The organism is Micrococcus lylae (genome assembly GCF_900163825.1).
In the GTDB taxonomy this organism is placed as follows: Bacteria; Actinomycetota; Actinomycetes; order Actinomycetales; family Micrococcaceae; genus Micrococcus; species Micrococcus lylae.
The window spans coordinates 88,408-115,124 of the sequence record NZ_FUKP01000063.1; the positions used below are offsets into that span (position 1 = coordinate 88,408).

Consider the following 26,717-nt stretch of genomic DNA (forward strand, 5'->3'; position numbering starts at 1 on the left):
CTGCCTCGCGAGGGTCGACGAGCCCGCCCCACGCCTGACAGAGTCAGAGGATGACTTCCGACCAGGACCTCACCGCGCAGATCCCGACGCAGACCCGGCAGATCGTGCTGGCCTCCCGCCCGCACGGCGCCCCGACGCCTGAGGACTTCCGGCTCGAGACCGTGGACGTACCGGCCCTCGAGGACGGCCAGGTCCTCGTGGCCAACGACGTGATGTCCGTGGATCCGTACATGCGCGGCCGCATGGACGACGTGAAGTCCTATGTGCCGCCCTTTCGGATCGACGACCCGCTCGACGGCGGCGCCGTGGGCACCGTGGTGGACTCCCGGAGCGACGACGTGCCGGTGGGCACCCGGGTACTGCACCAGCTCGGCTGGCGCGAGGACGCGGTGGTGGAGGCCGGGCGCGTGCAGGCCGTGGACACCCGGGACGTCCCGGACTCGGCCTACCTCGGCGTGCTCGGCATGCCCGGCCTGACCGCCTACGTGGGCCTGACGAAGATCGCGCAGTTCCAGGCCGGGGACACCGTGTTCGTCTCCGGCGCCGCCGGGGCCGTGGGCTCGGCCGTCGGGCAGATCGCGAAGGCCCTCGGCGCCGAGCGGGTCATCGGCTCCGCAGGCTCCGCCGAGAAGGTGGAGCGCCTGAACGAACTGGGCTTCGACGCGGCGTTCGACTACAAGTCCGGAAACGTTCGGCAGATGCTGCAGGAGGCGGCGCCGGAGGGCATCGACGTGTACTTCGACAACGTCGGCGGAGACCACCTCGAGGCCGCGATCGGCGCGCTCACGGTGGGCGGCCGCGTCGCCATGTGCGGCGCCGTCTCCCAGTACAACGCCACCGAAGCGGCTCCGGGACCGCGGAACCTCGTGCAGGCGGTGGGCAAGCGGCTGCGGCTGCAGGGGTTCATCGTGGCCGACCACCTGGACGTGGCCGAGGAGTGGCTCGGCCAGGCCGTCGGCTGGCTGCAGGACGGCACCCTGCGGTTCGACGAGACCGTCCGCGAGGGCCTCGAGAACGCCCCGCAGGCGTTCATCGACCTGCTGGAGGGTGCCAACACCGGCAAGATGGTCATCCGGCTGCGCTGAGCGGCGTGCGGTCCGCCTGCACTGTGGGGAGGCAGGCGGACCGGCACGGAGAGAAGGGCCACGGCAGTGAGGGCCGCCAACAGGGTGGCCGGCGGGAAGGGCCGTGCAGCACCCATCGAACGGTTGATGTGCGCGGGCACCCATCGAACGGTTGATGTGCGCCAGCAGGCCGCGGCCTAGCGTGGAGGCATGATGAAGTCCTTCTACGCCGCCGCCACCTGGCTGACGCTGGGGCTGGCTGCGGGCGTCTTCTACCGCGAGTTCACCAAGCTGACCGGCAACCTCGGCGTGGAGTCCGAGCTGAGCCTGATGCACACCCACATCCTGGCCCTGGGCATGATGATGTTCCTGATCGTCCTGGCCCTGGACGCCGTGTTGACGCTCCACACGCGCCGGTCCTTCACCGTCTTCTTCTGGGTGTACAACGCCGGCCTGGCGGTCACGATCGTCATGATGCTCATCCGCGGCCTGCTGACTCTGGACGGCAAGTCCCCGGCGGACACCTCCGCCGCCATTCCGGGCATCGCGGGCCTGGGCCACATCCTGCTCACCGTCGGCCTGATCGCGCTGTTCATGGCGATCCGCGAGGGCCTCGGCGAGCGCCAGGAGCGACTCGCGGCCCGGCAGGCGCGGCTGCAGTCCACGCGTGAGGCGACCGCCTCAGAGGGCTGAGCCGACCGGCGGAGGCGAGGGCCGTCGTCGTCAGGCCCCGAGCCCCTCGTTGAGGCAAGCCCCCTCGTTTACTGGTGAGGACACACCCTCATCAGCTCGTTTACTGGTGAGGACACACCCTCATCACCTCGTTTACTGGTGAGGACACACCCCCTCACCCCCGCATCTCGCGGCTCATGACGGTGTGTTCTCACCACTTGGCCACAGCGCAGGCCACAGCGCAGGACGTCTCAGCCCCGCCGCCGGCCCCGCACCGGCAGCGGCCGGGCACGGAACGCCAGGACGGTCGCGGCGAGGAAGCAGGCGACCGCCGTCAGCACCAGGACCTGGCCGAGCGTGCGCGAGTCCGCGACGAGGTCCATGCTCATCACCCACGCCATGAGCGCGAAGCCGAGCACGCCCGCCGCCCCGGACCACCGCAGTCCCGGTCGGAGCAGGCTGACGAGCGTGGCGGCTGCGGCGAGGAGTGCGGCCACCGGGACCAGGAACACTCCGATCCACAGCGCGGGCGGACCGTTGGTGCCCGGCTGACCAGGTTCGGGTGGCGGGGCGGCGGTGCCGACGAACATGGAGCCCAGCGCGCCGGCGAAGACCAGCAGGGCCGCCAGCCACACCCAGGCCACCGGCCGCGCAGGGCGGCGGGTCCCGGGGCCTTCGGAATCGACAGGGCCAGCGGGGCCGGCAGGGCCAGCAGGGCCGGCGACAGACTCCGACGGTGACCCCGACTCCGACCGCGACCCCGGCTCCGGCTGCTGCCTGCCGGTGCTCGACGGCGGCTCATGCCCTGACATGACGCTCTCCTCTCGATACCCGTTCGCTCAGGCTACGCGTCGCCGCGCAGCCCCCGGCCCACCCGGCACCCCGGACACCCGAACGTCCCGGGCCACCCTGTGAGACACATTCGTCCCATATTCCGCGCAGCCGCCGGGTCAGGAGTAGATTCACTGCCATGCAGACGCAGCAGCAGTGGTGGACCGCCTGAGGGCGGCACTCTCCCCTGCGCAAGCACCGAAGCCGCCCGTCCCCTCGGGCGGCTTCTTCCATGTCCGGCCCGGGTGGACCGCACACGAAGGAGCACCGACGATGACCGTCACCGATCCCTGCACTGCCGACCAGCAGCCCGAGCCCACCACCCTCGCCGAGGCCTGCGACCTCGTCCACACCCCGGACCTCGACATCTCGGAAGACGGGATGTTCGGCACCTACGGCGGCGCCCACCTGCCGCCGCAACTGGCCGGCCCCATGCGCGAGGTCGCCGAGGCCTACGCCGAGGCCCGCCAGGACCCGGAGTTCTACGCCGAGTACGCCCGCCTGCTGCGCGACTTCGTCGGCCGCCCCTCGCCCCTCACCCCGCTCGAGCGCCTCTCGGACGAGCTGGGCGGCGCACGGATCGTGCTCAAGCGCGAGGACCTGAACCACACCGGGGCGCACAAGATCAACCACTGCGTGGGCGAGGCGCTGCTGGCCAAGCGCATGGGCAAGACGTCCCTGATCGCGGAGACCGGCGCCGGCCAGCACGGCGTCGCCCTGGCCACCGCCGCCGCGCTCGTGGGCCTGGACTGTGAGATCCACATGGGCGCCGTCGACATCGCCAAGCAGCACCCGAACGTGGTGCGCATGCGCCTGCTGGGCACGAAGGTGGTCTCCGTGGAGCGGGAGGGCCGCTCCCTGAAGGAGGCCGTGGACTCGGCCTTCGCCGTCTACGCCGCGAACCCTGAGAAGTACCTGTTCGCCATCGGCTCCGTGGTGGGACCGCACCCGTTCCCGACCATCGTCCGGGACTTCCAGGCCGTGGTGGGCCGCGAGTCCCGCCGCCAGATCGTCGAGCGCTACGGTCGGCTGCCGGACGCCGTGATCGCCTGCGTGGGCGGCGGCTCCAACGCCATGGGCGCCTTCACCGCCTACCTGGACGACTCAGACGTCCGCCTGATCGGCGTCGAGCCCGGCGGCCGCTCCCAGGCCAAGGGCGAGCACGCCATGACCATGGGCAAGGGCGTGCCCGGCATGCTCCACGGCATGTCCACCCTGGTGCTCCAGGACGAGGAGGGCACCCCGGACCCGGTGCACTCGATCGCCTCCGGCCTGGACTACCCGGGTGTGGGCCCGCAGCACGCCCGCTTCAAGGAGCTCGGCCGCGTGGAGTACGTGGCCGAGGACGACGCCGCCGTGCTCGATGCCTTCCAGCGCCTGTCCCGCACCGAGGGGATCGTCCCGGCCCTGGAGTCCTCGCACGCCGTGGCGCACGCCCTGCGCATCGCCCCGCGGCTGCCGAAGGAGCAGATGCTCCTGGTCAACCTCTCCGGCCGTGGGGACAAGGACGTGGACTACGTGGCCGAGAAGCTCGGCATCACCGAGGACGCGGACGAGGTCGTGCACTGACTCCACCTGCGGACTTCCAGGATCCGCACAGCCGTCCTCCTCGACGCCACCGTGCCCATCGCCATCGCCCTCGCCCTCGCCGAACGCGAACACCGTGACCCCGGATCATCGACGGTTCGTCACCAGACCTGCGAGAATCTCCGCGACCCGGTGACGAACCGTCGATTATCAGCAGACCCCACCCGGCCGCCGCTCAGCCGCGGTGGGGGTCGTCCTCCGGGCGCAGCATGTCCAGGCCGAGGCCGGGGCCGCCGAGCAGGCGCAGGCGGCCGTCGTCCACCATGCCGCCGGCCGGCAGCGCGGAGGCGAACCAGGCCGGCGGGTCCAGGTCCACCATGGTGATGGACGGGCTGGCGAACGCCAGGTGGGCGGCGGCGGTGATGCCGATCTTCGGCTCCATCATGGCGCCCACCATGCAGGTGACGCCTGCGTCCTGCGCCAGCTGCGCGATCTTCAGCCCCTCGCCGAGGGACCCGGTCTTGGCGAGCTTGATGTTCAGCATGTCCGCGGCCTCGGCGGCCAGGACTCGCTGCGCGTCCGCGGCGGTCCACACGGACTCGTCCGCCATGATCGGGAACGGCGACTCGCGGCGCACCAGGGCCATGCCCTGAAGGTCCGCCTTCGCCACCGGCTGCTCCACGACCTCGATCGGCAACCCCTCGTCGTGCATGGTCTGGAGCATGGTGACGGCACCCTCCGGGGACCACCCCTGGTTGGCGTCGATGCGCAGCCGCACCTCCGGCTCCGCGGCCACGACCGCGTGCAGGCGCTCCACGTCCTCGGCGGTGTCCCCGCCGAGCTTGACCTTGAGGATCCGGTAGCCGTCCGCGACCGCCTCGCGGGCGTGGCGTGCCATGGTCTCCGGGTCCTCCAGGGACACGGTCATGTCCGAGTCGAACGCGGCCTCCGGGTCGAACGAGCCGCCGAGCAGCTCCACCACGGCACGGCCCTCGGCCTTGCCGATCGCGTCCCAGACGGCCACGTCCAGGGCCCCGCGGGCCGAGGACGCGCCGTCCACGACACGCCGGGCGAGCTGCGCGAACTCGTCCGGCGTGCCGGTGACGCCCTCCACCGCCGCACGCAGCGGGCCGGTGAGGTTCGCGACGACGGACTCCGCACTCTCGCCGGTGACCGCCACCGTCTCCGCGGCGGTGCCCTGGCCCACGGTGCCGTCCGCGAGCTGGACCTCGCAGACCGCGTAGGCCACGGCCTCGGTGCGACGCTGTGCCGTCACGAACGGACGCAGCAGGGGGCAGGCGTGCAGCCGGGCGGTGACCCGGACGATCCTGTGGGAACCCGTCGTCGCCATGGTCAGAGCCCCATCATGACCTGGGCGCCGCCGTAGCCGATCCAGGTGCCCAGGATCGAGCCGAGCAGTGCGAAGAGCACACCGACCGGGACCAGGTGACGGGAGAACGTGCCGGCGACCACGGGGGCCGAGGCCATGCCGCCCACGTTCGCCACGGAGGCGACGACCACGGAGAACAGGTCGGTCTTGGTGAGCTTCGCGTAGATCAGCATGAGCACGGCGTGGATCAGCAGGACCACGGCGCCGGCCAGCAGGAACCAGCCGCCCTCGGCGATCGCGGCGAAGTCGGAGCCCGAGGCGAGCTGGCCGATCACCATGAACAGCATCAGGGTGCCGACCTCATGCGAGCCGGCGATCTTGCCCAGCCTGGTCTGGGCGATGATCAGGCCCAGCACCGAGACGATGATGATGGTCCACGAGGTCGCGTTCACGGCGTCGGCGATGGAGGGGATGGCCTCCTCGAGCCAGGAGCCCAGGCGCAGGGCGACCGCGGAGACCAGGAGGCTGCCGAAGGTCAGACCCGCCAGGTTGGTGAGGTTGATGGCGCCCTTCTCCACCTGGGCGTTCTGGATGTGCCGGTCCAGGTAGGCGGTGTCCGCCTTGGTGAAGCGGTTGAACGCGCCGGAGAACACCACGGCGGAGAACATCAGCATCAGCCAGACCGAGTACATGACGGTGTCCGTGATCAGCGCGATGCCGAACGCGGACTCCGGCACGCCGACCATCCCCTGCACGGCGGCCATGTTCGCCGAGCCGCCGGTCCAGGAGCCCAGCAGGGCGCCGAGCGCCTTGTCCGAGCCCTCCGGCAGCAGCGGCTGGAAGATCAGGAAGGACAGGATGAACGCCGCGAAGATGGACACCGCGGTGACGAAGAAGGTGATCAGCAGCTTCGGGCCGAGCTGGATGATCTTCTTGATGTCGCACTGCAGCAGGAACAGGAAGACCATCGCCGGCAGCAGGAAGACGCGCAGCTCCTTGAGCGCGTCGCGCGCCTCGTTGTCCGCTTCGCCGAACACGCCGAGCGTGTTGAGCAGGGTGATGGTCAGGTACATCAGGACCATGGCCGGGACGTACTTGAAGAACTTCCAGCCGGTGGTCTTCTCGAGGACGATCAGCAGTCCGGCGACGCCGGCGACCACACCGATCATGAGCAGCCCGTCGGTGATCACGGGGGCCTCCTAGGTGACAGCCGCACGGTCCGGCCGCCCTTCCTGCTCGGAAGGCGCCGGACGTCCGTGCGGACGGGATACGAGTGGTGGCCACGCCCTCCCCGCCCGCACGCAGCGGGCCGGGGGCGGTGCTCACGGCCCGGGCCTGTGCAGGACCCGCGGCCCCGGACCGGCCGGGCGGAGAAACGTGACGCCGAACACTGTATACGCATGCCGGCCGGACGCGGACCGCGCACGGCTCAGCCCCGAGGCGTGTCAGCAGGTCTAGGCTCGGCCCATGGCACAGATCGAGCAGGTGCAGGCCGAGGTGGACCGGCGCTGGTCCGGCATGGACATGCCGTCCTGGCCGGACCCGCACCCCGGCGCACGGGAGCCTGCGCCCGAGCGGTACTCGCAGGTGACGGACCCTGAGCGCTACGGGATCGTCCACGCGCGCGCCCGCCTCTGGGCGCAGGTGCTGGTGGAGCATGGGGCCCGGGCCGAGCAGCTCACGCCCCGGCCGGTCCCCGACTGGCCCGAGGGCCCGCCTGCCCCGGTGGACCGCCTGATGCGCGTCGATCCCCCGTCGGGCGCCGCCGGCGCCCTCCCCCTGTACCTCTGCGAGACGGACGGGTCCGAGGCGGAGGCGAGTTCCGGCGTCGGGAATCAGCAGGAGGACGACGACGGCCGCTCACCGGACACTGCCGTCCCGCCGTCCCTGCGGATCGCCTGGGGGACGACGGACGTGGTGCTTGACGTGCAGCCGGACTGCGGGTGCGATGCCTGCGACAGCGGCTCCGCCGACCTGCTGGAGGCCGTGGACGACACCGTCCGCAGCGCGCTGGTGGACACCGTGCGGCTGGTCGGCGTCAGGCGCGGACCGGGGCGGAGCGCGCAGCGGGACTGGCAGCTGACCTGGCACGCGGACGGCAACGCCCAGGGGTCCGGGACGTTTCCGGGCGGACGCGGCCTGCGCCGGCACCAGCGGGACCGGGACGCCTGGCGGCGGATGAACGCGGCGTGCGAGCGGATCGCCCGCGGCGAGGAGCCCGACCTGCCGCGCGGCACGCAGGTGACGGTCGGACGGGCCTGGTTCCCTCAGGCGTGACCCCGGCGGCCCGGTCGGGCGGGACGGCGGCTCAGAGCCCGCCGTGCACCCAGACCCCGCCGACGGCGGTGGCGACGACCTCGATGTCCCCGATCTGCTCGGCCGGCACCTCCAGGGGGCTGGCGCCGAGCAGCACGAAGTCGGCGAGCTGGCCGGGGCGGATCTGGCCCTTGCGGCCGCCCCAGCCGGTGGCCACGGCCGAGCCCACGGTGTAGGCGTGCAGGGCCTCGGCGGCGGTGATGCGGTCGGCCGGGGAGAACTCACGGCCTGCGAAGGACCGGCGGAGCACGAAGTCCTGCATCACGCGCAGCGGGGCACCGTGGGTGACGGGGCGGTCGGAGGAGCCGGGCAGGACCATGCCGGCGTCCAGCAGGCGCTTGGCCGGGTAGGACAGCCTCGCCCGCTCCGCGCCGAGTCGCTCCTCCTCGCCCTCGCCGAATGCGGCGATGAAGTTCGGCTGGGTGGCCAGCACGATCCCCAGCCGGGCCATGTCCCGGATCTGGTCGTCCCGGACCACGCCGCCGTGCTCGATCCGGTGCGGTATGCGGGGACGGCCGTAGGACAGCTGCGCCTCCTCGATCGTCTCGATCGCGAAGTCCACGGCGGCGTCCCCCAGGGCGTGCAGCGCCAGGGACCAGCCGGCCGCGGCGGCCGCCAGTGTGGAAGCCCGCATGTGCGCGGCGTCCTGCTGCAGGTAGCCGTACACGTGGTGGCAGTGCTCGTACTCCTGCGTCATGGCGGCGGTGCGGCTCATGATCGAGCCGTCCGCGAAGACCTTCGCCGGGCCGACCTGCAGCCACTCGTCGCCCAGGCCCGTGCGCAGGCCGGCGTCCAGGGTGACGCGTTCGCCGTCGTCGGCATGGCCGGCCACCGGGTGCAGGGCATCCAGCGTGACCATGGCCTGGAAGCGGGTCTTGAGCATGCCGGCGTCCCTGGCCCGCTGGTAGGCCCCGAACTCCAGGGGGCTGTGGCCGATCCAGCCGCCGGCCACACCGGCGTCCGTGACGGAGGTGAGCCCGTCGGCCGCATACGCCGCGGACGCCCGTTCGAGCGCGTCGGCGATCGACGTGTCCGATTCCGGCTGGAGCAGCCGGTTCACGGAGGACATGGCGGTCTCCTTGAGCACGCCGGTGGGCCGTCCGCCCGCGTCCGTGACGATCTCGCCGCCCTCGGGCTGCCGATGGATCCCCTCGGGGATGCCGGCCATGAACAGCACGGCGGAGTTGACGGTGTAGGCGTGGCCGTGGCTGTGGCGCAGCAGCACCGGACGACCCTTCGCCGCCGCGTCCAGGCCGTCGCGCTCCGGCTCGGGACCGGTCAGCTCGTCCGGGTTGTAGCCGGTGCACACCACCCACAGGCCCGGATCCAGCTGCGCGGCCCGCTCCTCGATGGCCGCGTAGACGGCGTCCGCGCTCTGAAGGCCCTCGAGGTCCAGCTCCAGCAGGGACTGGCCGAACCAGACGGAGTGTGCGTGGGCGTCGTTGAACCCGGGGGTGATGACCTGTCCGCCCGCGTCCACGCGGACCGCCGCGTCCAGGCCCTCGATGCGCTCGTCCACGCCCACGAACACGCCGTTCCACACGCCGAGCCTCGTGGCGGTGGGGCGGTGGAAGTCGCCGGTGATGATCCGGGCGTTCTCCACGATCAGGTCCAGCTGCATGCCTCGGCGGTCCCTTCCGTGTCCGTGCTGTCGGGTGAGCCACCAGTGTCCCCCATGCGTGCGCGCCACGCCTCCCGGCCCGCGTCGGCCGCTTCCCGACGACGGCCGCGCACCGCAGCCTGGGACGTCGCCCTGGCGGCGCCCCCGTACGCTCGAGCCATGACCTCTCCGCGGATCCTGCCTGCCGACCATCCCGACGTCGCCGCCCTGACCGCCGAGGGCTGGACGGTGGCGCAGGAGTCCTGGGCCGCCCGGGCGGAGGCCACGGACGAGGCGCGGCGACGCTGGGAGGAGGCGGCCGCCGTCGTGAAGGAGTTGGGCGCGTTCCGGCAGCTGACCTCGGACGACGTGCCCGCGGCCCTGGCCCTGGACGCCGCCACCGCCGGTGACTATCCGGGCGGGCCGGCCACCGCGCATGCCCCCATGACCGCCGAGTCGGCCCGGCCGACCGATGTCCGCCGCGCGTTCGGTCTCTTCGCCGCGGACGGGGCGCTGACGGCCATGACCTACGTGGACCTCGAGGGGCCGGTGGCGGAGGTCGACTTCACCGTGGTCCGTGCGGACCTGCGCGGGCACGGGCTCGGCACGGCCCTCAAGGCCGCCTCGATGCTCGCCCTCGCCTTCCCCGCGTCCCCCGACGAGGGCCCCTCGCCTGCCGTGACCGTCTTCCGCACCGGAGGGGCAGCCGAGAACGCCGCGATCCGGCGCGCCTCCGAGCGGCTCGGGTTCCTGGTGGACGAGCGGTGGCTGACGCTGGCGGCGCCCACCGGGGACCCGGGCTGAGGGCCCGGCCGCCCTGGCGTCAGTGCTGGAGCGCCGGGTGCAGGTCCTTCATGCGGAACCTGCGGCGCCGGTGGACCACCAGCATGTCCAGGGCCAGGGCGGCGGCCCCGATCACCAGCAGCACGGTCCACGCCGTCCAGAAGTGCTGCTCGGATCCGCCGGAGATCGCGACCCGGAACGCCTCGATCGAGTAGGTCATGGGCATGAACGGGTGCAGCGCCTGGAAGAAGCCCGGCAGCACCGCCGACGGATAGGTTCCGCCGGTGGAGGCCAGCTGCAGGATCAGCAGGACCAGCAGCACAGCGGAACCGGGCGTGCCCAGCGCGTTCTGGATCAGATGCGCGATGAGGGAGAACGTCGCGGCCACCAGGAGCGTGAGCGCCACCGCCCGCACGGGATGCACCGGCTCCAGGCCCAGGGGCATCGTGGCGCCCAGCATCACCAGGCTGCCGACCATCGCCACCAGGCCCACCGGCAGCCACGCCGCGAGCGTCAGGGCCAGCGGGTTCCGGCGTCCGGCCAGCAGCCGGGCGCTCACCGGACGCATGATGTTGAAGGCGGCGATGCCGAACACCCACAGGGCGATGGAGAAGAACATCGGCGCCATGCCGCGGCCGTACACCTCGGCGGAGTGCTCCACATCCATGTTCGCCTTGACCGGACGGGACATCACGAGCGACGCTTCGTCCCGCTCGGCCTCGGTCAGCGCAGGGATCTGCTCGACGCCGTCCTTGAGCTCTGTGGCGAGCTGACCGGCACCGTCCTCGAGCTCGTTCAGCCCCGAACGCAGTGACGAGGAGCCGTCCTTGAGCTCGCCGATGCCGCTGTCCAGCTCCGTGGCTCCGGACTGCAGCTGCGTGGCGCCGTCCTCCAGCTGATGGGCGCCGTCGGCCAACGAGGCGTTGCCCTCGACGAGTTCGTCCGCACCGCCCTTGAGCTCGCCGAGCCCACTCTGCAGCGACCCGGCACCGTCCTGGAGGGCCCCCAGGCCCTGGTCGAGCTCGGTGGCACCCGCGCCGAGCTGCTCGAGGCCGTCCGCGAACCGTCCGGCCCCGTCCGCCAGGGTGTCGGCGCCGGTCTTGGCCTCTCCGATGCCGCCCTGCAGGGTCTGTGCGCCGTCGGCCACGGCGTGGGCGCCGTTGTTGAGGTCCGTGAGGTCCTTCTTGGCCTGCGCGGCCGCATTCTCGCCGACGAGGGTCTGCACACGCTCGTCGGCGGCCGCGGACAGGCCCGCGACCTCCTGCACCCGGTCATTGACCTCGGTGACGCGCTCGTCTGCGCCCACGAGCGCCTTCTGCAGCGCGGCGTACTGCTCCGACTCCGCGAGGTCGGGGTCCTCCTCGCCGAGCTCGGCCAGGGCGGCCTGGGCCTCGGCGATGCGCGCCGACGCGCCCTCCTCGCCCTTCCCGGAGGCCGCGCCCACGCGCTGCACGCCCTCGTCCACGGCCGCGACATCGGCGGCCACGGCCTCCTGGCGCTCGATCACGGTGTTCAGGCGGGGCACCACGGTGTCATGGAGCTTCTGGGTGCCGTCGGCCACCTGGGAGGCGCCGTCGGCGAGCTCGGCCGAACCGGTCTGCAGCTGGCCCAGGCCGTCAGACAGGTCCTGGGCTCCCGACCGCAGGGTGGGGGCCTTCTCGGCGAGCTCACCGGCACCGGAGGCCAGCTTCTGGGAGCCTTCCCGGGCCTCGCCCAGACCGGAGCTCAGCTGCGTGGCACCGTCCTGGGCCTGGGAGACTCCGTCCGAGAGCTGGACCGCGCCGGCGGAGGCCTGGTCGGCACCGTCGGCGAGCTCCCCGGCGCCCGAGGCCAGCTCTCCGGCGCCCGAGGCCAGCTGGGACGAGCCGTCCTTGGCGTCGGCGAGGCCTTCGTCGAGCTGGGCGGCACCCTGCCGTGCCGAGGTGGTGCCCTCCTTCAGCTCCCCGGCACCGTCGGCGGCCTCGGACATGCCGCCGCGCAGCTCGTTCAGGTTGTCGAACACGGCTTCGAAGTACGCCTCGATCGCGGACCGGTTCACCGCCGCCTCCACCTTCGCCTCACTCGACGCGGTGACGGAGCCGATCACGAAGCCGTTCGCATCGTCACGGCGCAGGGTGATCTCGGCCTGCTGCGGCGTCCCGCCCCCGTCGGGGCTGATGAGGTTGCTGCTGAGGTCGGAGGGGATCTCGAGGATGAGGTAGTAGCGCCCGTCGCGCAGGCCCTCCTCGGCCTCCTCACGGGTGGTCTCATGCCAGTCGAAGTCGTTGTCCTCCACCAGCTTCTCGGTCATGTCCGCGCCGGTGGTGAGGGTGGTGTCCTCGTGCTTGACCGGCTTGTCCTCGTTCACGATGGCCACCGGAAGACGGTCCAGCTTCCCGTAGGGGTCCCAGTTCGCGGACAGGTAGAGGGCGCCGTAGAGCGCGGGCACGAGGACGACGAAGATCAGGGCGAGCAGCGGCAGGCCGCGGCGGAATCGACGGAGTTCGTAGCGGAACAGCATCAGTTCTCCCGGAAAGAGTGCAGGGTGAGGATCACGGCGTCGCGCGGGGTGGGCGCGGAGCCCACGGCACTCACGGCGAACGAGTGCCCGTGGTCCTTGAGGATGTCCATGGCGGAGTAGAGGTGGGTCAGCTCGTCCACGGTCAGGGACGCGTCCACGTCGTCGAAGGTGACGAGCCGGGACGGGCGCAGACAGGCCAGCAGCGCGGCGATCAGCGCCCGGGTCAGCGCAGAGAGCTCCCCCACCTCTGCGTCGGAGTCCACTCCCAGCCCGACGGCCTCGGCGAGGAGGGCGAAACGCTCCCTGCCTGCCCGACGCCGGACGCCGTCCAGCAGGCAGCGCTCGTCCACCGCCTCGCGCACGGTGAGTGCCGGCTCGAGCTCCACCAGGTCCGTGACACGGGCGACGGCGGTGAGGGCGCGCAGCGCGTGGGGATGCCGGGACGCGTCGATCTCCGGCCGGTAGGCCCGTGCGGCGGGACGCTCCGCGCTGTCCAGCGCGACGTCCACGGGACCTCCGGTGAGGACGAGGTCCCCGCTCACGCCGTCGAGTCGGCCGGTCAGGGCCAGCAGCAGGGCCGAGCGGCCGGTGCCCTGTGAGCCGAGCACGGCCAGATGGGTCTGCGGCGGCAGCACCAGGTCCACCGGGCCGAAGACGGGCCCCCGGACGGTGCGCAGGGTCAGCTCCTGGGCCACCAGGGTGGACAGGGGCAGATCGTCTCGAGAGGAGTCGGAGGGCGGGGAGCCGGCGGCTGTCTCGGTGTCAGTGTGCATGGGGACGGGATCCTCTTTGCCAGGTCGAGGCAGATTCAATACCATCGGCATTCAGTACCAACGGTATTCAATACCATCGGAATCGAAAGGCTAGCATGGCCACCCGACCCCGCCGTGAAGACGTCCGCGCGGCCATCCTGGAGCAGGCTGCACGGTCGTTCGAGCAGGACGGCTACGCCCGGTCCTCCCTCGCCCGCATCGCCGCGCAGGCCGGGTACACCAAGGGGGCCGTGTACTCCAGCTTCACAGGGAAGCCGGACCTGTTCGCCTCGGCCTGTGCATCCCAGTTCGAGAATGTCACGGTGAAGGCCATGGCGGGAATGGCCGACGCCCTGGACGACCCCGGCATGCCTCGTGACGCGCTGGTGGAGCGCATGGCGGACGCCCTGACGGACATCGTGCTGACGACCTCCGGAGCCTGGGCCTCGCTCCTCCACGAGTTCCAGGCGGCGGGTCTGCGGGAACCCACCGTGGGCGCCGCCTACCGGGACCTGACCACCCGGCGCCGTGACTTCCTCGCCGACCTGATCCGCAGGCACCGCGCCCTCGAGAACGTCCCCGCCGCCCAGATCACGCACTCGGCGGGCCTGCTGCTGATGCTCATGCACACCCTGACGGTGGAGCGCCGTCTCGCGCCGGACAGTCTGCAGCCGGAGGACGTGCGGCACGCCCTGGCGGCAGCCGTGGACTTCCTGCTCCCCTGAGCGAGGCGGACGGAGAGTCGGCCGCCGCATGGTGCGCGGCCGTCGTCGGGAACCCGCGCCCCCGGCGCAAGGGTTCAGCGTGCCGACGGCCGGCATGCGCTCACCTGCCAGGGCCGCCGTCCGGTCCGGCAGCAACGGCGGGACGGTCTCGTCCCGTCGGACGCTGCTGCAGCGGACCCGCCTGCGGCGCGCGGGTCCTCCCGGGTCCGGCGAGCGCGGCGGCGGCCACGGCACCGCACGTGCCGACCACGGTGAGGACGGTGATCTGCGCCCCGCCGGTCGGAGCGAGGGCGTCCACCACCACAGAGCCGAGCAGATTGCCGGAGACCAGCCCGAGGGTGGCGGTGAAGACACCGACCCGGGGCACGAGGATCGCACTCAAGCCGATGAACACGCACCCCAGCGGCCCGCCGAGGTAGAGCCACCACTGGGGGACCAACCCGCCGTGGACGCCTGCGGCCGCCGCCTGCACAACGAGCACCAGGCCGATCACGCCCGCGCCGACCAGGAAGTTGATCAGTGTGGCCGGCAGCACGGATCCGTAGGCGGCGGCCTGCCGGGCGTTGAGGACCTGCTGCCCGCTGGTGGCGAGGCCGATCAGCAGGGGGATCGCAGCGAGCAGGAGCCAGCCGGGGCCGAGCCTGCCGGCCTCCCCCAGCCGGGGCCAGACCACCAGCACAACGGCGGCCACGGCCAGCGCCGCCCCCAGCACCCGGCGGGCGGTGAGCGGCCGGACGCCGGCAGGGCTCCACCCCAGCCGGTCCACGAGGATCCCGCCGATCAGCTGGCCGGTGACCAGGGCGACCGTGAACACGGCGACGCCGATGGTCCCGATGGACCCGGACTGTGCCAGAACCACGCAGGCGCCTGCCGTCCCGGCCACGAAGTGCCAGGGGCGCACCTGCCCGGACCGCAGCGCCGCAGGCACCCGGGCCAGAGCGCGCCGGCCGCGTCCGGTGAGGACGGTGACGGCCAGGATCACCAGGAAGCCTGCGGTGAAGGAGGCGAAGGAGGCCAACACCGGCTCCCCCGACTCCGCCGCGAACTGCGCGTTGAGCCGCCCCTGCACGGGCATCGTCCCCCCGGCCACGACCGCCGTCGCGAAGAACAGCGCCAGTCGCGCGGCGGGGGTCGGGCGGGTCATGGGTCACAGGGTAGGACCCTCCGCCACGAGCTGTCAGGCGGCGTCCTCCGGCCGCAGGTCAGTCCCGGGCGCGGGCCTGCTCCACGATCCCGCGCAACAGGCTGCGGTTCGCGCTGCCGGAGAAGACCGTGGCGGCCGCGCCGGCGATCCGGCCCATACGCCCGATGCCGCGCACGCCGCGGGTCAGGGTGAGCAGGGTGCCCCCGTCGGCCGGGGTGATCAGCACGTGCAGGTAGGAGCCGCGCTCGTCCGTGTCCCCCTGGTCGGGCTTGGCGCCGCCGGGCCAGAACATCTGCCAGGCGACCTCCCGGGCCTCACCGACCTGTGCGTCGCGGACGCGGCGGTACTCGTGTTCACGCCCCTTGCGCGTGACGCTGAGCAGCCCCGGCGCCACGAGGACATCGTCCATCCCCGGCATCAGCAGCGGCTTCATGGACTCCTCTGCCACGACGACGTCCCGCACCCGCTCCGGGGACAGCGGCACCCAGCGCTCGGCTCCGCGGGTGGTCTCCTCCAGGCCGTCGAGCAGGCCCGGGATCGGGGCGGCCGGAAAGTTGTCCTCGGCCTGGTCCTCGCCGACCGGCGGGAGCGCGGCACGCAGGGCGTGCAGGTCCGCCCCGGCAGCGCGCAGCGCGGCGGCCGGGCGGCGTGAGGGGTGGTCCATGAGGTCGGCGAACATCCCGGCCGGGGTGCCGGCGGCCTTCTCCAGGAAGCGTGCGGTCTCCGCGTCCAGCCGGAAGGAGCGCTTCGGGTCCAGGCGGCCGGGGACGGCCACCGGTTCACCGGCCGGCGGCAGGGTGATGCCCAAGGCAGACAGGTCCGCAGCGTCGCGGTCGCGGATGCCGGCACGCAGGGACTCGGCGGTCAGCCCCTGGGCGGCGAGCGCCTGCCCCACGGGCCCGCCGATCTGCGCGAAGGCCACGAGCAGGTCGTCCAGGGAGACGGCGCCCCGGCCGGCGGCGTCGGCCTCGAGGTGGGCGGAGCCGGCGATGTCCTGCGCGGCCGCAAGGGTGCGGGCGATCGCGGCGGGCTTCGCGGCGAGGTGTTCGGTCAGGGTGCTGACGGCGTCGGTCACACGGGTCATCGGGTCTCCGTCCTTCGGGGTCGGCGCAGCTCGGTGCTGACGCGGCGGCTGAACTTCTTGTGGGCTGCCTGGCGGGTGACCCCGAGCGCGGCGGCGATCTCGGGCCAGCCGAGGCCGGCGGCGAGCGCCGCCTCGACCTGCTTGAGTTCGAGCTCGTCTGCGAGGCGGCGCAGGGCGGCCACTGCCCGCAGTCCCCGCTGCGGGTCGGCCACATCGGCGGCCACGGCGGCCAGGTCCGTCCGGCTGACGGGGTCCGCCGGTGTGGGGTCGGGGTGTCCTGAGGTGGGCATGCGTCAACTATGGTTGACGTGCGGGCGAGTTGTCAACCTCGGTTGCTCGATGGCCCTGCCTCCCTGCACGGACCGCCCTCGCACGTCCCTCCCCCTTGCGCCGAGCCATGCGCCCCCCGCGCCGAACCAGAAGAATCGGCCCCTTCGCGCACCCCTGAAGGGGCCGAAGTCTCTGGTTCGGCACTCGGGGGTGGGCTGACACGTCCGCCGCCACCACCGGGCGAGTGGAAGACTGGACCCGTCCTTCACCGTCCATCCGAAAGGGTCCACCGATGCCCGTCTCCCTGTCACACCGCGCCCTGGCCGGCACCGCCGCCGCACTGCTCGCCGCCGTCGGGATCGGACTCGGCCTCCACTCGGTGACCTCGGACCTGCAGGGCAACCCGGGCTCGGTGCGGGCCGCCGCCGGCGCCACGGAGGACACCTCCCCGAACTTCATCGAGCGCCGGGACCCGAAGGACCCGCTCGCCCTGGGCCGCGTGGACGCCCCCGTGGTGCTCGTGGCGTTCGGCGACTACCAGTGCGGCCACTGCGCCTCGTGGTCCACGGACACCATGACGGCGCTGCAGAAGCACGTGGAGGACGGCACCCTGCGCATCGAGTGGCGTGACCTCAACATCTTCGGGAAGGACTCCGCCCGCGCCGCTCGCGCCGCCTGGGCCGCAGGCCGGCAGGACCGCTTCCTGGACTACCACCACGCCCTGTTCGCGGACGGCCACCCGCGCTCTGCCGATCAGCTCAGCGAGGAGGCACTCGTGGACCTCGCCGACGAGCTCGGCCTGGACACCGAGCGGTTCTCCGCGGACATGGACTCCGCGGACGCGAAGGAGGCCATCGCCCAGAACCAGCAGCTCGGCTACGCCCTCGGCGCCTCCTCCACTCCCGCCTTCATGCTGGACCGCAAGCCGATGCTCGGCGACCAGCCGGCGGAGGTGTTCGAGCGCGGCATCCAGCGGGCCCTGGCCGGGCAGGAGTCCGAGGACTCGGCCGACGGCGACGGCGCCGGTGAGGACGCGCCCCGCGAGGGGACCACCTCAGACCCCACCGGCTCGACCATCTGAGGCCTGCGGCCCGGAACCCGGCGAACACCACCCCCCACCACACAGGAGGGCGGGCGCCCCGACGATCCCCATGGATCCTCGGGACGCCCGCCCTCGCCCTGCGTCGGCATGCGGCGCCTGCGCACCGCCGCCGGCGTGTCAGCCGTTGAGGCGATCGCCCGTCTCGGCGTGGAACAGGTGCACGCGCTCCATCTGCGGGGCCACGCGGATGCGGGCGCCCTTCTCCGGGGCGGTGTAGCCGACGGTGCGCAGGGTGATGATGCGCTCCTCGCCGTCGATGTCCGTGTGGCCGTAGACGTAGGCGTCGGCGCCGAGCTCCTCCACGGTGTCCACCTCGACCTCGAGGCCCGCGCCGTCGGTGATCTCGAGGTTCTCGGGGCGCACGCCGAGGTCCAGGCTCTCGCCCGCCTTCGCCAGCACGTCGCGCTCCACGGGCAGCACGGTGTTGCCCACGTGCAGGCCGTCGGCGGAGGTCTTCACGCGGAAGATGTTCATGGCCGGGGAGCCGATGAACCCGGCGACGAACACGTTCCTCGGCTTCTCGTAGAGGTTGCGCGGGGTGTCCACCTGCTGCAGCAGGCCGTCCTTGAGCACGGCCACGCGGTCGCCCATGGTCATGGCCTCGGTCTGGTCGTGGGTGACGTACACGGTGGTGGTGCCGAGGCGGCGGGTGAGCTGGGCGATCTGGGCGCGGGTCTGCACGCGGAGCTTGGCGTCCAGGTTGGACAGCGGCTCGTCCATGAGGAAGACCTGCGGGTTGCGGACGATCGCGCGGCCCATGGCCACGCGCTGGCGCTGGCCGCCGGAGAGGGCCTTGGGCTTGCGGTCGAGGAACTGCTCGAGGTCGAGGAGCTTGGCGGCCTCCTCCACGCGCTGGCGACGCTCGGCGGCGGGGACGCCGGCGATCTTGAGGGCAAAGCCCATGTTGTCCGCCACGGTCATGTGCGGGTAGAGCGCGTAGTTCTGGAACACCATCGCGATGTCGCGATCCTTGGGCTCCACGTCGGTGACGTCGCGGTCGCCGATGAACACGCGGCCCTTGGTGAGCGGCTCGAGGCCGGCGAGCATGCGCAGGGAGGTGGACTTGCCGCAGCCGGAGGGGCCGACGAGCACGAGGAACTCGCCGTCGGCGATCTCGAGGTCGAGCCCGTCCACGGAGGGGCGCGGGGCGTTGGGGTACTGGCAGGTGGCGGACTTGAACGTCACGGAGGCCATGGTGGGTGTCCTTTCACGGGCAGGCACGTGCCCGACGATCCGTAGTGAAAGAGGGGGGTGGTTCCGCTGTGCGCGTCGGCGTCAGCCGGCGGCGGAGATCCTTCCCGACGACGGCACGTCCGTCCTCGGGACGCCCGGCGGTGCCGCTGTGCTCGCCCGGGGTCGGACGGCGAGGTGCTGCAGGATCTGCCGGGGTGCGGGGTTGCCCTTGCGGGCCTCGACGATGAGCCGGACCGCGCGGCGGCCCTGCTCTCGCGGAGACTGGTCGACGGTGGAGATGCCCAGGCGGGCGCCGTCGGGGTGGCCGTCGATGCCCATGACGGAGACGTCGCCGGGCACGGAGAGGCCGAGGGAGAGCGCGGCGGTGTAGGCGCCGATCGCCATCTCGTCCGAGATGCAGAGGATGGCGGTGGGGCGCGGGCCTGGCCGGGAGAGGAGCTCGCGGACGGTGTGGAAGGCGCCGCCGGTGGTGAAGTCGGCCTCCACCATCCACTCGTCCGGGACCTGCACGCCGACCGCGGCCATGGCCTGCAGGAAGCCGCGGGTGCGCTCGGTGGAGACCTGGAACTCGACGTCCTCGGGCACGCGGCCGAGGTAGGCGACGTCCCGGTGGCCGAGGGCGGTGAGGTGCTCGGTGGCCAGGGTGGCTGCCCGGAAGTGGTCCACCTGGAGGGCGGTGAACCACTCGGGCAGCTGGGCGCGGGACTCCACGCGGCCGCCGAGAGCCACCACGGGCCGGCCCATGCGCTCCATGCCGGCGAGCTCGAAGGGGCTGAGCTTGAAGGAGATGGTCACCAGCCCGTCCAGGCGGCCGCGGCGGAGCAGGTCCGTGAAGATCGTGGAGCGGCGCTCGGCGGACAGGCCGGCGTCGTAGAGGGTGAGGTCCAGGCCGTGGGCCATGAGCTCCTGGGCGGCGCCCTCGAGGGCGGCGGAGAAGAACCAGCGGTCCACGGTGGGGACCACGAGCCCGATGCTGCGGGTGCGGCCGGAAGCCAGCGACGCGGCGGAGGCGTGGGCGACGTACCCGAGGGACTCGGCGGCGGCCAGGACCTTGACGCGCGTGGAGTCGGCGACCGGCCCGGAGCCGCTGAGGGCGCGCGAGGCGGTCGCAGTGGAGACGCCGGCCATGCGCGCGACGTCCTTGATGCCGGCCATGGTGGTCTCTGTTCTGCAGCGGGCGCCGCTGCTCATCGGCGTGATGGGGACGAGCGACATCCTAGGCGCACCGCATGAGATTATGAAAGCGGTTCCACCGGCCGTTTCAGTGCCCGACATACCGCATCACCCACGGAGAGGCCCGCGTTCATGCCGATTCCAGCGAATGTGTGGAATATCTCAGTGGAAGCGTTTACACTCAGTGACGCCGAGGTCCTCGTCCGACCGCACCCGCACTGTGCAGCAGGCCTGACGCGGACCCGGCGGACCACGGCTGCAACGGCGCAGCGGCCCCATGGCCGCCCACCCGGGCAGCACCCCCCCACGAGGTCCCCCTGAACCCCGAAAGGCAGGCCATGGCCGCGAACAGCTCCCGCGACGTCTCCCGTCGCGCATTCACCCTCTCCATGTCGGGCGCGATCGCCGCGTTCGCCCTCACCGCCTGCGGCGGCTCCGGCTCGAACTCCGGTTCGTCGTCCTCCGCCACCGGCTCGGCCGGCGGCTCGTCCTCCTCCGAGGACCTGACCAAGGGCGGCGCCACCACCATCACCATGTGGGTGGACCAGAACCGCCAGAAGCCGCTCGAGGCCGTGGCGAAGAAGTTCAAGGAGGAGAAGGGCATCACCGTCAAGCTCGTCGTGAAGGACAACTCCTCCATGCGCGACGACTTCATCACCCAGGCCCCCACCGGCAAGGGCCCGGACGTGATCGTCGGCGCCCACGACTGGATCGGCGCCCTCGTTCAGAACGGCGTCGTGGAGCCGCTCGAGCTCGGCGACAAGTCCGGCGACTTCTCCGAGGCCGCCGTGGCCGCGGTGACCTACGACGGCAAGACCTGGGGCGTGCCCTACTCCGTCGAGAACATCGCCCTGCTGCGCAACACCGAGCTCGTGGACTCCACCCCGGAGAAGTTCGACGACATGGTCAAGAAGGGCCAGGAGGTCGTGGACTCCGGCAAGGCCAAGTACGGCTTCGTCGTGGGCCTGGACCCGGTGGCCGGCGACCCGTACCACCTGTACCCGTTCCAGACCTCCATGGGCGCTCCGGTGTTCGAGCAGAAGGAGGACGGCTCCTACGACGCCTCCCAGGTCGCCATGGGCGGCGAGAAGGGCGAGGCCTTCGCCAAGAAGCTCGCCGAGCACGGCCCGAAGGGCACCGGCGCCTTCAACCCGAACATGACCGGCGACATCGCCAAGGAGCAGTTCTTCAAGGGCCAGGCCGCCTACTTCCTGACCGGCCCGTGGAACGTCGAGGACGCCGAGAAGGCGGGCATCGACTTCGCCGTGGAGCCGATCCCGGCCATGGGCGACCAGGACGCGCAGCCGTTCATCGGCGTCAACGCCTTCTTCGTCTCCTCCGAGTCGAAGAACAAGCTCGCCGCCAACGAGTTCGTCATCAACTACCTGTCCTCCGAGCAGGCCCAGGACGCCCTCTACACCGAGGGCAAGCGCGCCCCGGCCCTCACCGCCTCCTTCGACAAGGCGGCGAAGGACGAAGTCGTGAAGGCCTTCGGCGAGATCGGCAAGAACGGCGTCCCCATGCCGGCCGACCCGGAGATGGGCGCGGTCTGGGAGTTCTGGGGCGGCACCGAGATGCGCGTCATCAAGGGCGAGGCCGACCCGGCCGCCGACTGGAAGAAGATGGTGTCCAACATCGAGGGCAAGATCAAGAAGTGATCTGAGCCGTCCGCACCGTGCGCCGTCCGGATCCGTCCGGGCGGCGCACGGTGCCACCGACGCAGCCCCGCGGCACAGCGGGGACCACCGCACCATGAGGCAGGCCTTCGGGCCGGATGAGGGACCATGAGCTCGTCTTCCACCGCGCCGGAGACCACCGGCGCGCAGGCCGGGGACACCGGCACCGCACCACGCCGCCGTCGCGGCCTCGGCGGAGAGCGCCGCGGGCCGGACGGCCTGCTCGGCACGCTGTCCAAGATCGTCCTCCTCGGACTGGTGGACGCGTTCGCCGTCTACGTGATGTTCCAGCTGGTCGCGATGGGCGACTGGCTGGTCTTCGGCGTCACGCTGGCCGTGACCGTCCTGATCAACTGGATCTACCTGCGCCGCGGCGGCCTGCCCGCCAAGTACCTGGCGCCGGGCGTCTTCTTCCTGGCGCTGTTCCAGGTGTTCGTGGTCGTGTACTCCTCCTACATCGCGTTCACCAACTACGGCGGCGGCCACATCTCGGACAAGGACCACGCGATCGCCGCGATCCAGCGCGAGGAGTCCACCCGCGTGGAGGGCTCTCCGACCTACCCGGTCACCGTCCTGGAGAAGGACGGCGAGCTGTACATGCTCACCGAGCGCAACGGCGAGGCCGTGGTCGGCAACGCGGAGCACCCGCTCGAGTCGGTCGACGCCGCGATGGAGGGCGACCGCCCGATCTCCGTGGACGGCTACCAGACCCTGCAGTTCGCGGACCTGCTCTCCCGCCAGGACGAGATGTCCTCCCTGAAGGTCCCGGTCTCTGACAACCCGGAGGACGGCACCCTGGAGACCAGCGACGGCTCGGTCGCCTACGCCTACATCCCCACCTACGACTACGACGAGGCCGCGGACACCTTCACGAACCGGGAGACCGGGGACGTGTTCCGGGACAACGGCCAGGGCAAGTACGCCAACGACTCCGGCGAGGAGCTGCGCAACGGCTGGCGCGTGTTCGTGGGCTTCGACAACTTCGCGAAGACCGTCACGGACCCGGACCTGCGCGACCCGCTGATCCGCGTCACCGTCTGGACCTTCGCGTTCGCCTTCCTGTCCGTGCTCACCACGTTCGTGCTGGGCCTGCTGCTGGCGATCACCTTCAACAAGGCGTCGCTGCGCGGCAAGAAGGTCTACCGCGTGATGATGATCCTGCCGTACGCGTTCCCGGCGTTCCTGTCCGGCCTCGTGTGGTCCGGCCTGCTGAACCCGGAGTTCGGCTTCGTCAACGCGACCCTCTTCGGCGGGGCGCACATCGAGTGGCTCACGGACCCGTGGCTCGCGAAGTTCTCGGTGCTCCTGGTGAACCTCTGGCTCGGCTTCCCGTACATGTTCCTGGTGACCACCGGCGCGCTGCAGTCCCTGCCGGAGGACGTGGACGAGGCCGCGAAGATGGACGGCGCCGGCGCCTGGCGCATCTTCCGCTCGATCAAGCTGCCGCTGCTGCTCGTCTCGGTGGCCCCGCTGCTGATCTCGTCCTTCGCGTTCAACTTCAACAACTTCAACATCATCTACATGCTGACCGGCGGCGGCCCGCAGTTCCCGGACGCGTCCGGCAACATCGGCGCCACGGACATCCTCATCACGGTGGTCTACAAGACGGCGTTCTCCGGCACGGGCATCGACTACGGCCTGGCCTCGGCACTGTCGATCGTGATCTTCCTGATCGTGGCCACCATCTCGGCGATCAGCTTCAACCGCACCAAGGCCCTGGAGGAGATCGACTCGTGAGCACCGCATCGACCCCTCAGGGGACCCCGCGCCCGGGCGAGCCGACCGTGCCCGCCGGCCCGTCGCCGTCGGGAATGGCCGCGGCCCTGGCCGCGCAGGAGAAGGATCCGATCCGCTGGGAGGAGACGGACGGCCCCTCGGGCTCGCGCCGCTCCTTCGGCAAGTGGTTCAAGGAGAACGGCTGGCGCCACATCGTGGGCGTCCTGGCCTCCGCGTTCTCCCTGTTCCCGCTGCTCTACGTGCTCTCGGCGTCCTTCGACCCGACCGGCACCATGGCGTCCTCGAACAGCCTGTTCAGCTCGTTCTCCCTGCAGAACTACGTGGACCTGTTCAACGACGAGGCCCGCCCCTACGCCAAGTGGTTCATGAACACGATGATCATCGGCATCGTGACCTCGGTGTCCACCGTGTTCCTCGGCGCCCTGGCCGCCTACGCGTTCTCCCGCATGCGCTTCGCCGGCCGTCGCGTGGGCCTGCTGACGCTGCTGCTGGTGCAGATGTTCCCGCAGCTGCTGGCCGTGGTGGCGATCTTCCTGCTGCTGACCTACATCGGGGACATCGTCCCGGTGCTGGGCATCGGCTCCCAGCTCGGCCTGATCCTGGTGTACCTGGGCGGCGCGCTGGGCGTGAACACGTATCTGATGTACGGCTTCTTCAACACCATCCCGCAGTCCCTGGACGAGGCGGCGAAGCTGGACGGCGCCTCCCACGTGCAGATCTTCTTCCAGATCATCCTGCGCCTGGTGACCCCCATCCTCGCGGTGGTGGCGCTGCTGTCCTTCATATCCACGGTGTCCGAGTTCGTGATCGCCTCCGTGGTGCTGACGGACCCGGGCACGCAGACCCTGGCCGTGGGCCTGTTCGGCTACGTGTCCGAGACCCGCTCCGAGAACTGGGGCGTGTTCGCCGCCGGCGCCGTGCTCGCGGCGCTCCCCGTGATGGCGCTGTTCCTGTTCCTGCAGAAGTACATCGTGTCCGGCCTGACCGCCGGCGGCGTGAAGGGCTGATCCCCCGGCCCCTCCGCGCACCCATCCTGCACCTCTCACGACGGCGAGCGGGCAGGCGATCCCCTGAGGACCGCCTGCCCGCTCGCTGCGTTCCGGGGCTGTCCGAGGGGGTGTTCGGGGTGCCGGGGTCCGGGCTGCGGGCGCCGGGGCGTCGGGCGACGGCCTGGGCGATCGTGTCTTCCCGACCCCCGGCAGCCCGGAGAGCACGATGAGGACGCCGCGCCGGAGGTGAGGGACTCCGCGGACGGCGAGGGGGCCGTCGTCGGGAAGGAGGAGGCGTGGGGACGCATCCCCCGATCCTGTCATCACCCCTGCGCCGAACCAGAGGGAGTGGGCACTTCCCGGCCCCGCGAAGTGTGCGATTCCTCTGGTTCGGCGCGCCACATCTTCTGGCTCGGCGCCTCCCGTGGACCTTCGTCCTCTCTTTCACGTGGGCGGCTGTCCAGAATGCGGACCTGCCGCTACTGTGTTGCCGACCCATCCCACATGTGACCGCCATCACCCCCTGGCGGCCGGCACACGAGAGGCGGACGCCACCACCATGACGATCTTCCCTGCGCCCACCGAGGACGAGACCACCGGCGAGCGCCCGGTCACGATCTTCGGCCCTGACTTCCCGTTCGGCTTCGACGACTGGATCGCCCATCCGGACGGCCTGGGCTCGATCCCGGAGGAGGCGCACGGCAAGGAGGTCGCGATCATCGGGGCGGGCCTGTCCGGCATGGTCGCCGCGTACGAGCTGATGTCCCTGGGCCTGCGCCCGGTGGTCTACGAGGCCACGCAGATCGGCGGACGCCTGCGCACCCACCGCTTCCCGGGCGACGCCGGGGTGACCGCGGAGCTGGGCGGCATGCGCTTCCCCATCTCCGGCACGTCCTTCTTCCACTACGTCGACCGGCTGGGCCTGACGCACCGCCCGTTCCCGAACCCGCTGACGGAGGCGGCACGCTCCACCGTGATCGACATCGGCGGCGAGACCCACTACGCCCGCACCGCAGAGGACCTGCCGGAGTCCTTCACCGCCATCTCGGACGCCTGGGCACAGGCCCTGGTGGAGATCGGCTTCCCGGAGCTGCAGACGGCCATCCGCAACCGGGACACCGCGGAGCTCAAGCGCCGCTGGGACGCGATCGTGGCGGAGTGGGACGACCGCACGTTCTACGACTTCATCGCCTCCTCCACCGCGTTCAAGAACCTGAAGTTCCGGGACCGCGAGGTCTTCGGCGTGGTCGGCTTCGGCACGGGCGGCTGGGATTCGGACTTCCCGAACTCCATGCTGGAGATCCTCCGCGTGGTCCTCACCAACTGCGACGAGGACCAGCGCCTGGTGGACGGCGGCGTGGACCAGCTGCCCAAGGGCCTGTGGACGCTGCCGGCCCGCAGCACCTCTCCGTGGCCGGAGGGCACCACCCTGGCCTCGCTGCACGGCGGCTCCACCCTGCCGGCGGTGTCCGCAGTGAAGAAGGACCCGGCCGGACGCTTCACGGTCACGGACCGCTGGGGCGTGGCGCGCACCCATGACGCCGTGCTGGCCACCTGCCACTCCTGGCTGCTCACCACGGAGATCGACTGCGACGAGTCCCTGTTCTCCCAGGACCTGTGGATGGCACTGGACCGCACCCGCTACATGCAGTCCTCGAAGACCTTCGTGATGGTGGACGAGCCGTTCTGGCTCGAGCAGGATCCTCAGACCGGCCGTGACCGCATGTCCATGACGCTGACGGACCGCCTGACCCGCGGCACCTACCTCTTCGACGACGGCCCGGGGAAGCCGGCGGCCATCTGCCTGTCCTACTCCTGGATGTCCGACTCGCTGAAGATGCTCCCGCACTCGGTGGACCGCCGCGTGGAGCTGGCCCTGGCGGCGCTGGAGAAGATCTACCCGGACCTGGACATCCGCAGCCACATCGTGGGCGAGCCGGTGACCGTCTCCTGGGAGGACGACCCGTACTTCCTCGGCGCGTTCAAGGGCGCCCTGCCGGGCCACTACCGGTACAACCACCGCATGTACACGCACTTCATGCAGCAGGACCTGCCGGAGGCCGAACGGGGGATCTTCCTCGCCGGGGACGACGTCTCCTTCACCCCCGCCTGGGCCGAGGGCGCCGTGCAGACCGGCCTGAACGCGGTGTGGGGCGTGATGACCCACTTCGGCGGGGCCTGCCACGAGACCAACCCGGGTCCCGGTGACGTGTTCGCCGATCTGGCGCCCGTGAAGCTCGAGGACTGA

The 26,717-nt window shown here is 71.5% G+C and carries 22 protein-coding genes; 11 read left to right on the plus strand and 11 right to left on the minus strand.

All coding sequences use genetic code 11. The annotated features are described in order from the left end of the window. Window positions 1-50: 50 nt before the first annotated feature. Window positions 51-1,085, plus strand: coding sequence for an NADP-dependent oxidoreductase (locus FM125_RS09360; protein WP_087134407.1), 1,035 nt, complete (start codon window positions 51-53; stop codon window positions 1,083-1,085). A gap of 189 nt (window positions 1,086-1,274) precedes the next feature. Continuing rightward, complete coding sequence (locus tag FM125_RS09365) at window positions 1,275-1,757, plus strand: DUF2871 domain-containing protein (RefSeq protein ID WP_087134408.1); 483 nt, start codon at window positions 1,275-1,277, stop codon at window positions 1,755-1,757. A gap of 230 nt (window positions 1,758-1,987) precedes the next feature. Here the strand turns inward: FM125_RS09365 and FM125_RS09370 are convergent, their stop codons facing one another. Next, a complete protein-coding gene (locus tag FM125_RS09370; RefSeq protein ID WP_143745324.1) occupies window positions 1,988-2,380 on the minus strand; it encodes a hypothetical protein in 393 nt (130 codons plus the stop codon). 460 nt (window positions 2,381-2,840) lie between these two features. Here FM125_RS09370 and trpB point away from each other — a divergent pair, with 460 nt between their 5' ends. Continuing rightward, window positions 2,841-4,136 carry a tryptophan synthase subunit beta gene (gene trpB / locus FM125_RS09375; RefSeq protein WP_087134410.1) on the plus strand — a complete coding sequence of 432 codons (1,296 nt, stop codon included), beginning with the start codon at window positions 2,841-2,843 and terminating at the stop codon, window positions 4,134-4,136. Window positions 4,137-4,329: 193 nt separating this feature from the next. Here the strand turns inward: trpB and FM125_RS09380 are convergent, their stop codons facing one another. Both FM125_RS09380 and FM125_RS09385 read right to left on the minus strand, forming a co-directional pair. Further along, window positions 4,330-5,445 (minus strand): dipeptide epimerase, encoded by a 1,116-nt coding sequence (locus FM125_RS09380; RefSeq protein ID WP_067191210.1) that lies wholly within the window; start codon window positions 5,443-5,445, stop codon window positions 4,330-4,332. Between the two features lie 2 nt (window positions 5,446-5,447). Further along, a complete protein-coding gene (locus FM125_RS09385) occupies window positions 5,448-6,614 on the minus strand; it encodes a DUF819 family protein (protein ID WP_067191212.1) in 1,167 nt (388 codons plus the stop codon). Window positions 6,615-6,891: 277 nt separating this feature from the next. Here FM125_RS09385 and FM125_RS09390 point away from each other — a divergent pair, with 277 nt between their 5' ends. Further along, window positions 6,892-7,701, plus strand: a complete 810-nt coding sequence (locus tag FM125_RS09390) for a DUF6226 family protein (RefSeq protein WP_067191214.1) — start codon at window positions 6,892-6,894, stop codon at window positions 7,699-7,701. Window positions 7,702-7,732: 31 nt separating this feature from the next. Here the strand turns inward: FM125_RS09390 and FM125_RS09395 are convergent, their stop codons facing one another. Beyond that, on the minus strand, window positions 7,733-9,361 hold the full coding sequence (locus tag FM125_RS09395; protein ID WP_087134411.1) for an amidohydrolase: 1,629 nt from the start codon (window positions 9,359-9,361) through the stop codon (window positions 7,733-7,735). Between the two features lie 159 nt (window positions 9,362-9,520). Here FM125_RS09395 and FM125_RS09400 point away from each other — a divergent pair, with 159 nt between their 5' ends. Next, window positions 9,521-10,144 (plus strand): hypothetical protein, encoded by a 624-nt coding sequence (locus tag FM125_RS09400; protein WP_087134412.1) that lies wholly within the window; start codon window positions 9,521-9,523, stop codon window positions 10,142-10,144. A 19-nt stretch (window positions 10,145-10,163) separates the two neighbouring features. Here FM125_RS09400 and FM125_RS09405 read toward each other — a convergent pair whose 3' ends face one another. Both FM125_RS09405 and FM125_RS09410 read right to left on the minus strand, forming a co-directional pair. Then, window positions 10,164-12,623 carry a YhgE/Pip family protein gene (locus FM125_RS09405; RefSeq protein ID WP_087134413.1) on the minus strand — a complete coding sequence of 820 codons (2,460 nt, stop codon included), beginning with the start codon at window positions 12,621-12,623 and terminating at the stop codon, window positions 10,164-10,166. Then, window positions 12,623-13,396, minus strand: coding sequence for an ATP-binding cassette domain-containing protein (locus FM125_RS09410; protein ID WP_087134414.1), 774 nt, complete (start codon window positions 13,394-13,396; stop codon window positions 12,623-12,625). The genes FM125_RS09405 and FM125_RS09410 overlap by 1 nt, the downstream gene beginning before the upstream one ends. Before the next feature lie 95 nt (window positions 13,397-13,491). On the opposite strand from FM125_RS09410, the gene FM125_RS09415 reads away from it, so the two are divergent. Continuing rightward, complete coding sequence (locus FM125_RS09415; RefSeq protein ID WP_087134415.1) at window positions 13,492-14,100, plus strand: TetR/AcrR family transcriptional regulator; 609 nt, start codon at window positions 13,492-13,494, stop codon at window positions 14,098-14,100. Window positions 14,101-14,200: 100 nt separating this feature from the next. On the opposite strand, the gene FM125_RS09420 is transcribed toward FM125_RS09415, so the two are convergent. Genes FM125_RS09420 through FM125_RS09430 form a run of 3 tightly spaced genes read right to left on the minus strand, consistent with a single transcriptional unit; the run spans window position 14,201 to window position 16,618 of the window. Then, entirely contained in the window at window positions 14,201-15,244 is a 1,044-nt protein-coding gene (locus tag FM125_RS09420; RefSeq protein ID WP_087134416.1) for a DMT family transporter, read from the minus strand. Between the two features lie 58 nt (window positions 15,245-15,302). Beyond that, the gene (locus FM125_RS09425; RefSeq protein WP_087134417.1) at window positions 15,303-16,328 is read right to left on the minus strand and encodes a Clp protease N-terminal domain-containing protein; all 1,026 of its coding nucleotides are present in this window, start codon (window positions 16,326-16,328) and stop codon (window positions 15,303-15,305) included. Continuing rightward, complete coding sequence (locus FM125_RS09430) at window positions 16,325-16,618, minus strand: hypothetical protein (RefSeq protein WP_180525476.1); 294 nt, start codon at window positions 16,616-16,618, stop codon at window positions 16,325-16,327. Before FM125_RS09430 ends, FM125_RS09425 begins: the two co-directional genes overlap by 4 nt. Window positions 16,619-16,890: 272 nt before the next feature. Between FM125_RS09430 and FM125_RS09435 the strand changes: the two genes are divergently transcribed. Further along, window positions 16,891-17,679 (plus strand): DsbA family protein, encoded by a 789-nt coding sequence (locus FM125_RS09435; RefSeq protein ID WP_087134418.1) that lies wholly within the window; start codon window positions 16,891-16,893, stop codon window positions 17,677-17,679. A gap of 138 nt (window positions 17,680-17,817) precedes the next feature. Here the strand turns inward: FM125_RS09435 and FM125_RS09440 are convergent, their stop codons facing one another. Together FM125_RS09440 and FM125_RS09445 are read right to left on the minus strand one after the other, a co-directional pair. Then, entirely contained in the window at window positions 17,818-18,894 is a 1,077-nt protein-coding gene (locus FM125_RS09440) for an ABC transporter ATP-binding protein (protein WP_087134419.1), read from the minus strand. Window positions 18,895-18,975: 81 nt separating this feature from the next. After that, window positions 18,976-20,085: a LacI family DNA-binding transcriptional regulator gene (locus FM125_RS09445; protein ID WP_245232151.1), complete on the minus strand. Its 1,110-nt coding sequence runs from the start codon at window positions 20,083-20,085 to the stop codon at window positions 18,976-18,978. 320 nt (window positions 20,086-20,405) lie between these two features. Here FM125_RS09445 and FM125_RS09450 point away from each other — a divergent pair, with 320 nt between their 5' ends. The 4 genes from FM125_RS09450 (at window position 20,406) to FM125_RS09465 (ending at window position 26,717) form a co-directional block, all read left to right on the plus strand. Then, window positions 20,406-21,725, plus strand: coding sequence for a sugar ABC transporter substrate-binding protein (locus FM125_RS09450; protein ID WP_067190491.1), 1,320 nt, complete (start codon window positions 20,406-20,408; stop codon window positions 21,723-21,725). A 126-nt stretch (window positions 21,726-21,851) separates the two neighbouring features. Next, window positions 21,852-23,480, plus strand: a complete 1,629-nt coding sequence (locus tag FM125_RS09455) for an ABC transporter permease subunit (protein WP_087134420.1) — start codon at window positions 21,852-21,854, stop codon at window positions 23,478-23,480. Next, a complete protein-coding gene (locus FM125_RS09460) occupies window positions 23,477-24,487 on the plus strand; it encodes a sugar ABC transporter permease (RefSeq protein WP_245232152.1) in 1,011 nt (336 codons plus the stop codon). The genes FM125_RS09455 and FM125_RS09460 overlap by 4 nt, the downstream gene beginning before the upstream one ends. Before the next feature lie 541 nt (window positions 24,488-25,028). Beyond that, window positions 25,029-26,717, plus strand: coding sequence for a flavin monoamine oxidase family protein (locus FM125_RS09465; RefSeq protein WP_087134421.1), 1,689 nt, complete (start codon window positions 25,029-25,031; stop codon window positions 26,715-26,717).

Excerpts from the sequence above, each read along its gene's own strand:
- FM125_RS09435 (WP_087134418.1), top strand. The coding sequence starts at position 16,891 with ATGCCCGTCTCCCTGTCACACCGCGCCCTGGCCGGCACCGCCGCCGCA.
- trpB (WP_087134410.1), top strand. The coding sequence starts at position 2,841 with ATGACCGTCACCGATCCCTGCACTGCCGACCAGCAGCCCGAGCCCACC.
- FM125_RS09395 (WP_087134411.1), bottom strand. The coding sequence starts at position 9,361 with ATGCAGCTGGACCTGATCGTGGAGAACGCCCGGATCATCACCGGCGAC.
- FM125_RS09415 (WP_087134415.1), top strand. The coding sequence starts at position 13,492 with ATGGCCACCCGACCCCGCCGTGAAGACGTCCGCGCGGCCATCCTGGAG.
- FM125_RS09365 (WP_087134408.1), top strand. The coding sequence starts at position 1,275 with ATGATGAAGTCCTTCTACGCCGCCGCCACCTGGCTGACGCTGGGGCTG.
- FM125_RS09425 (WP_087134417.1), bottom strand. The coding sequence starts at position 16,328 with ATGACCCGTGTGACCGACGCCGTCAGCACCCTGACCGAACACCTCGCC.
- FM125_RS09410 (WP_087134414.1), bottom strand. The coding sequence starts at position 13,396 with ATGCACACTGACACCGAGACAGCCGCCGGCTCCCCGCCCTCCGACTCC.
- FM125_RS09440 (WP_087134419.1), bottom strand. The coding sequence starts at position 18,894 with ATGGCCTCCGTGACGTTCAAGTCCGCCACCTGCCAGTACCCCAACGCC.
- FM125_RS09360 (WP_087134407.1), top strand. The coding sequence starts at position 51 with ATGACTTCCGACCAGGACCTCACCGCGCAGATCCCGACGCAGACCCGG.
- FM125_RS09450 (WP_067190491.1), top strand. The coding sequence starts at position 20,406 with ATGGCCGCGAACAGCTCCCGCGACGTCTCCCGTCGCGCATTCACCCTC.
- FM125_RS09430 (WP_180525476.1), bottom strand. The coding sequence starts at position 16,618 with ATGCCCACCTCAGGACACCCCGACCCCACACCGGCGGACCCCGTCAGC.
- FM125_RS09420 (WP_087134416.1), bottom strand. The coding sequence starts at position 15,244 with ATGACCCGCCCGACCCCCGCCGCGCGACTGGCGCTGTTCTTCGCGACG.
- FM125_RS09445 (WP_245232151.1), bottom strand. The coding sequence starts at position 20,085 with ATGAGCAGCGGCGCCCGCTGCAGAACAGAGACCACCATGGCCGGCATC.
- FM125_RS09390 (WP_067191214.1), top strand. The coding sequence starts at position 6,892 with ATGGCACAGATCGAGCAGGTGCAGGCCGAGGTGGACCGGCGCTGGTCC.
- FM125_RS09405 (WP_087134413.1), bottom strand. The coding sequence starts at position 12,623 with ATGCTGTTCCGCTACGAACTCCGTCGATTCCGCCGCGGCCTGCCGCTG.
- FM125_RS09380 (WP_067191210.1), bottom strand. The coding sequence starts at position 5,445 with ATGGCGACGACGGGTTCCCACAGGATCGTCCGGGTCACCGCCCGGCTG.
- FM125_RS09465 (WP_087134421.1), top strand. The coding sequence starts at position 25,029 with ATGACGATCTTCCCTGCGCCCACCGAGGACGAGACCACCGGCGAGCGC.
- FM125_RS09400 (WP_087134412.1), top strand. The coding sequence starts at position 9,521 with ATGACCTCTCCGCGGATCCTGCCTGCCGACCATCCCGACGTCGCCGCC.
- FM125_RS09455 (WP_087134420.1), top strand. The coding sequence starts at position 21,852 with ATGAGCTCGTCTTCCACCGCGCCGGAGACCACCGGCGCGCAGGCCGGG.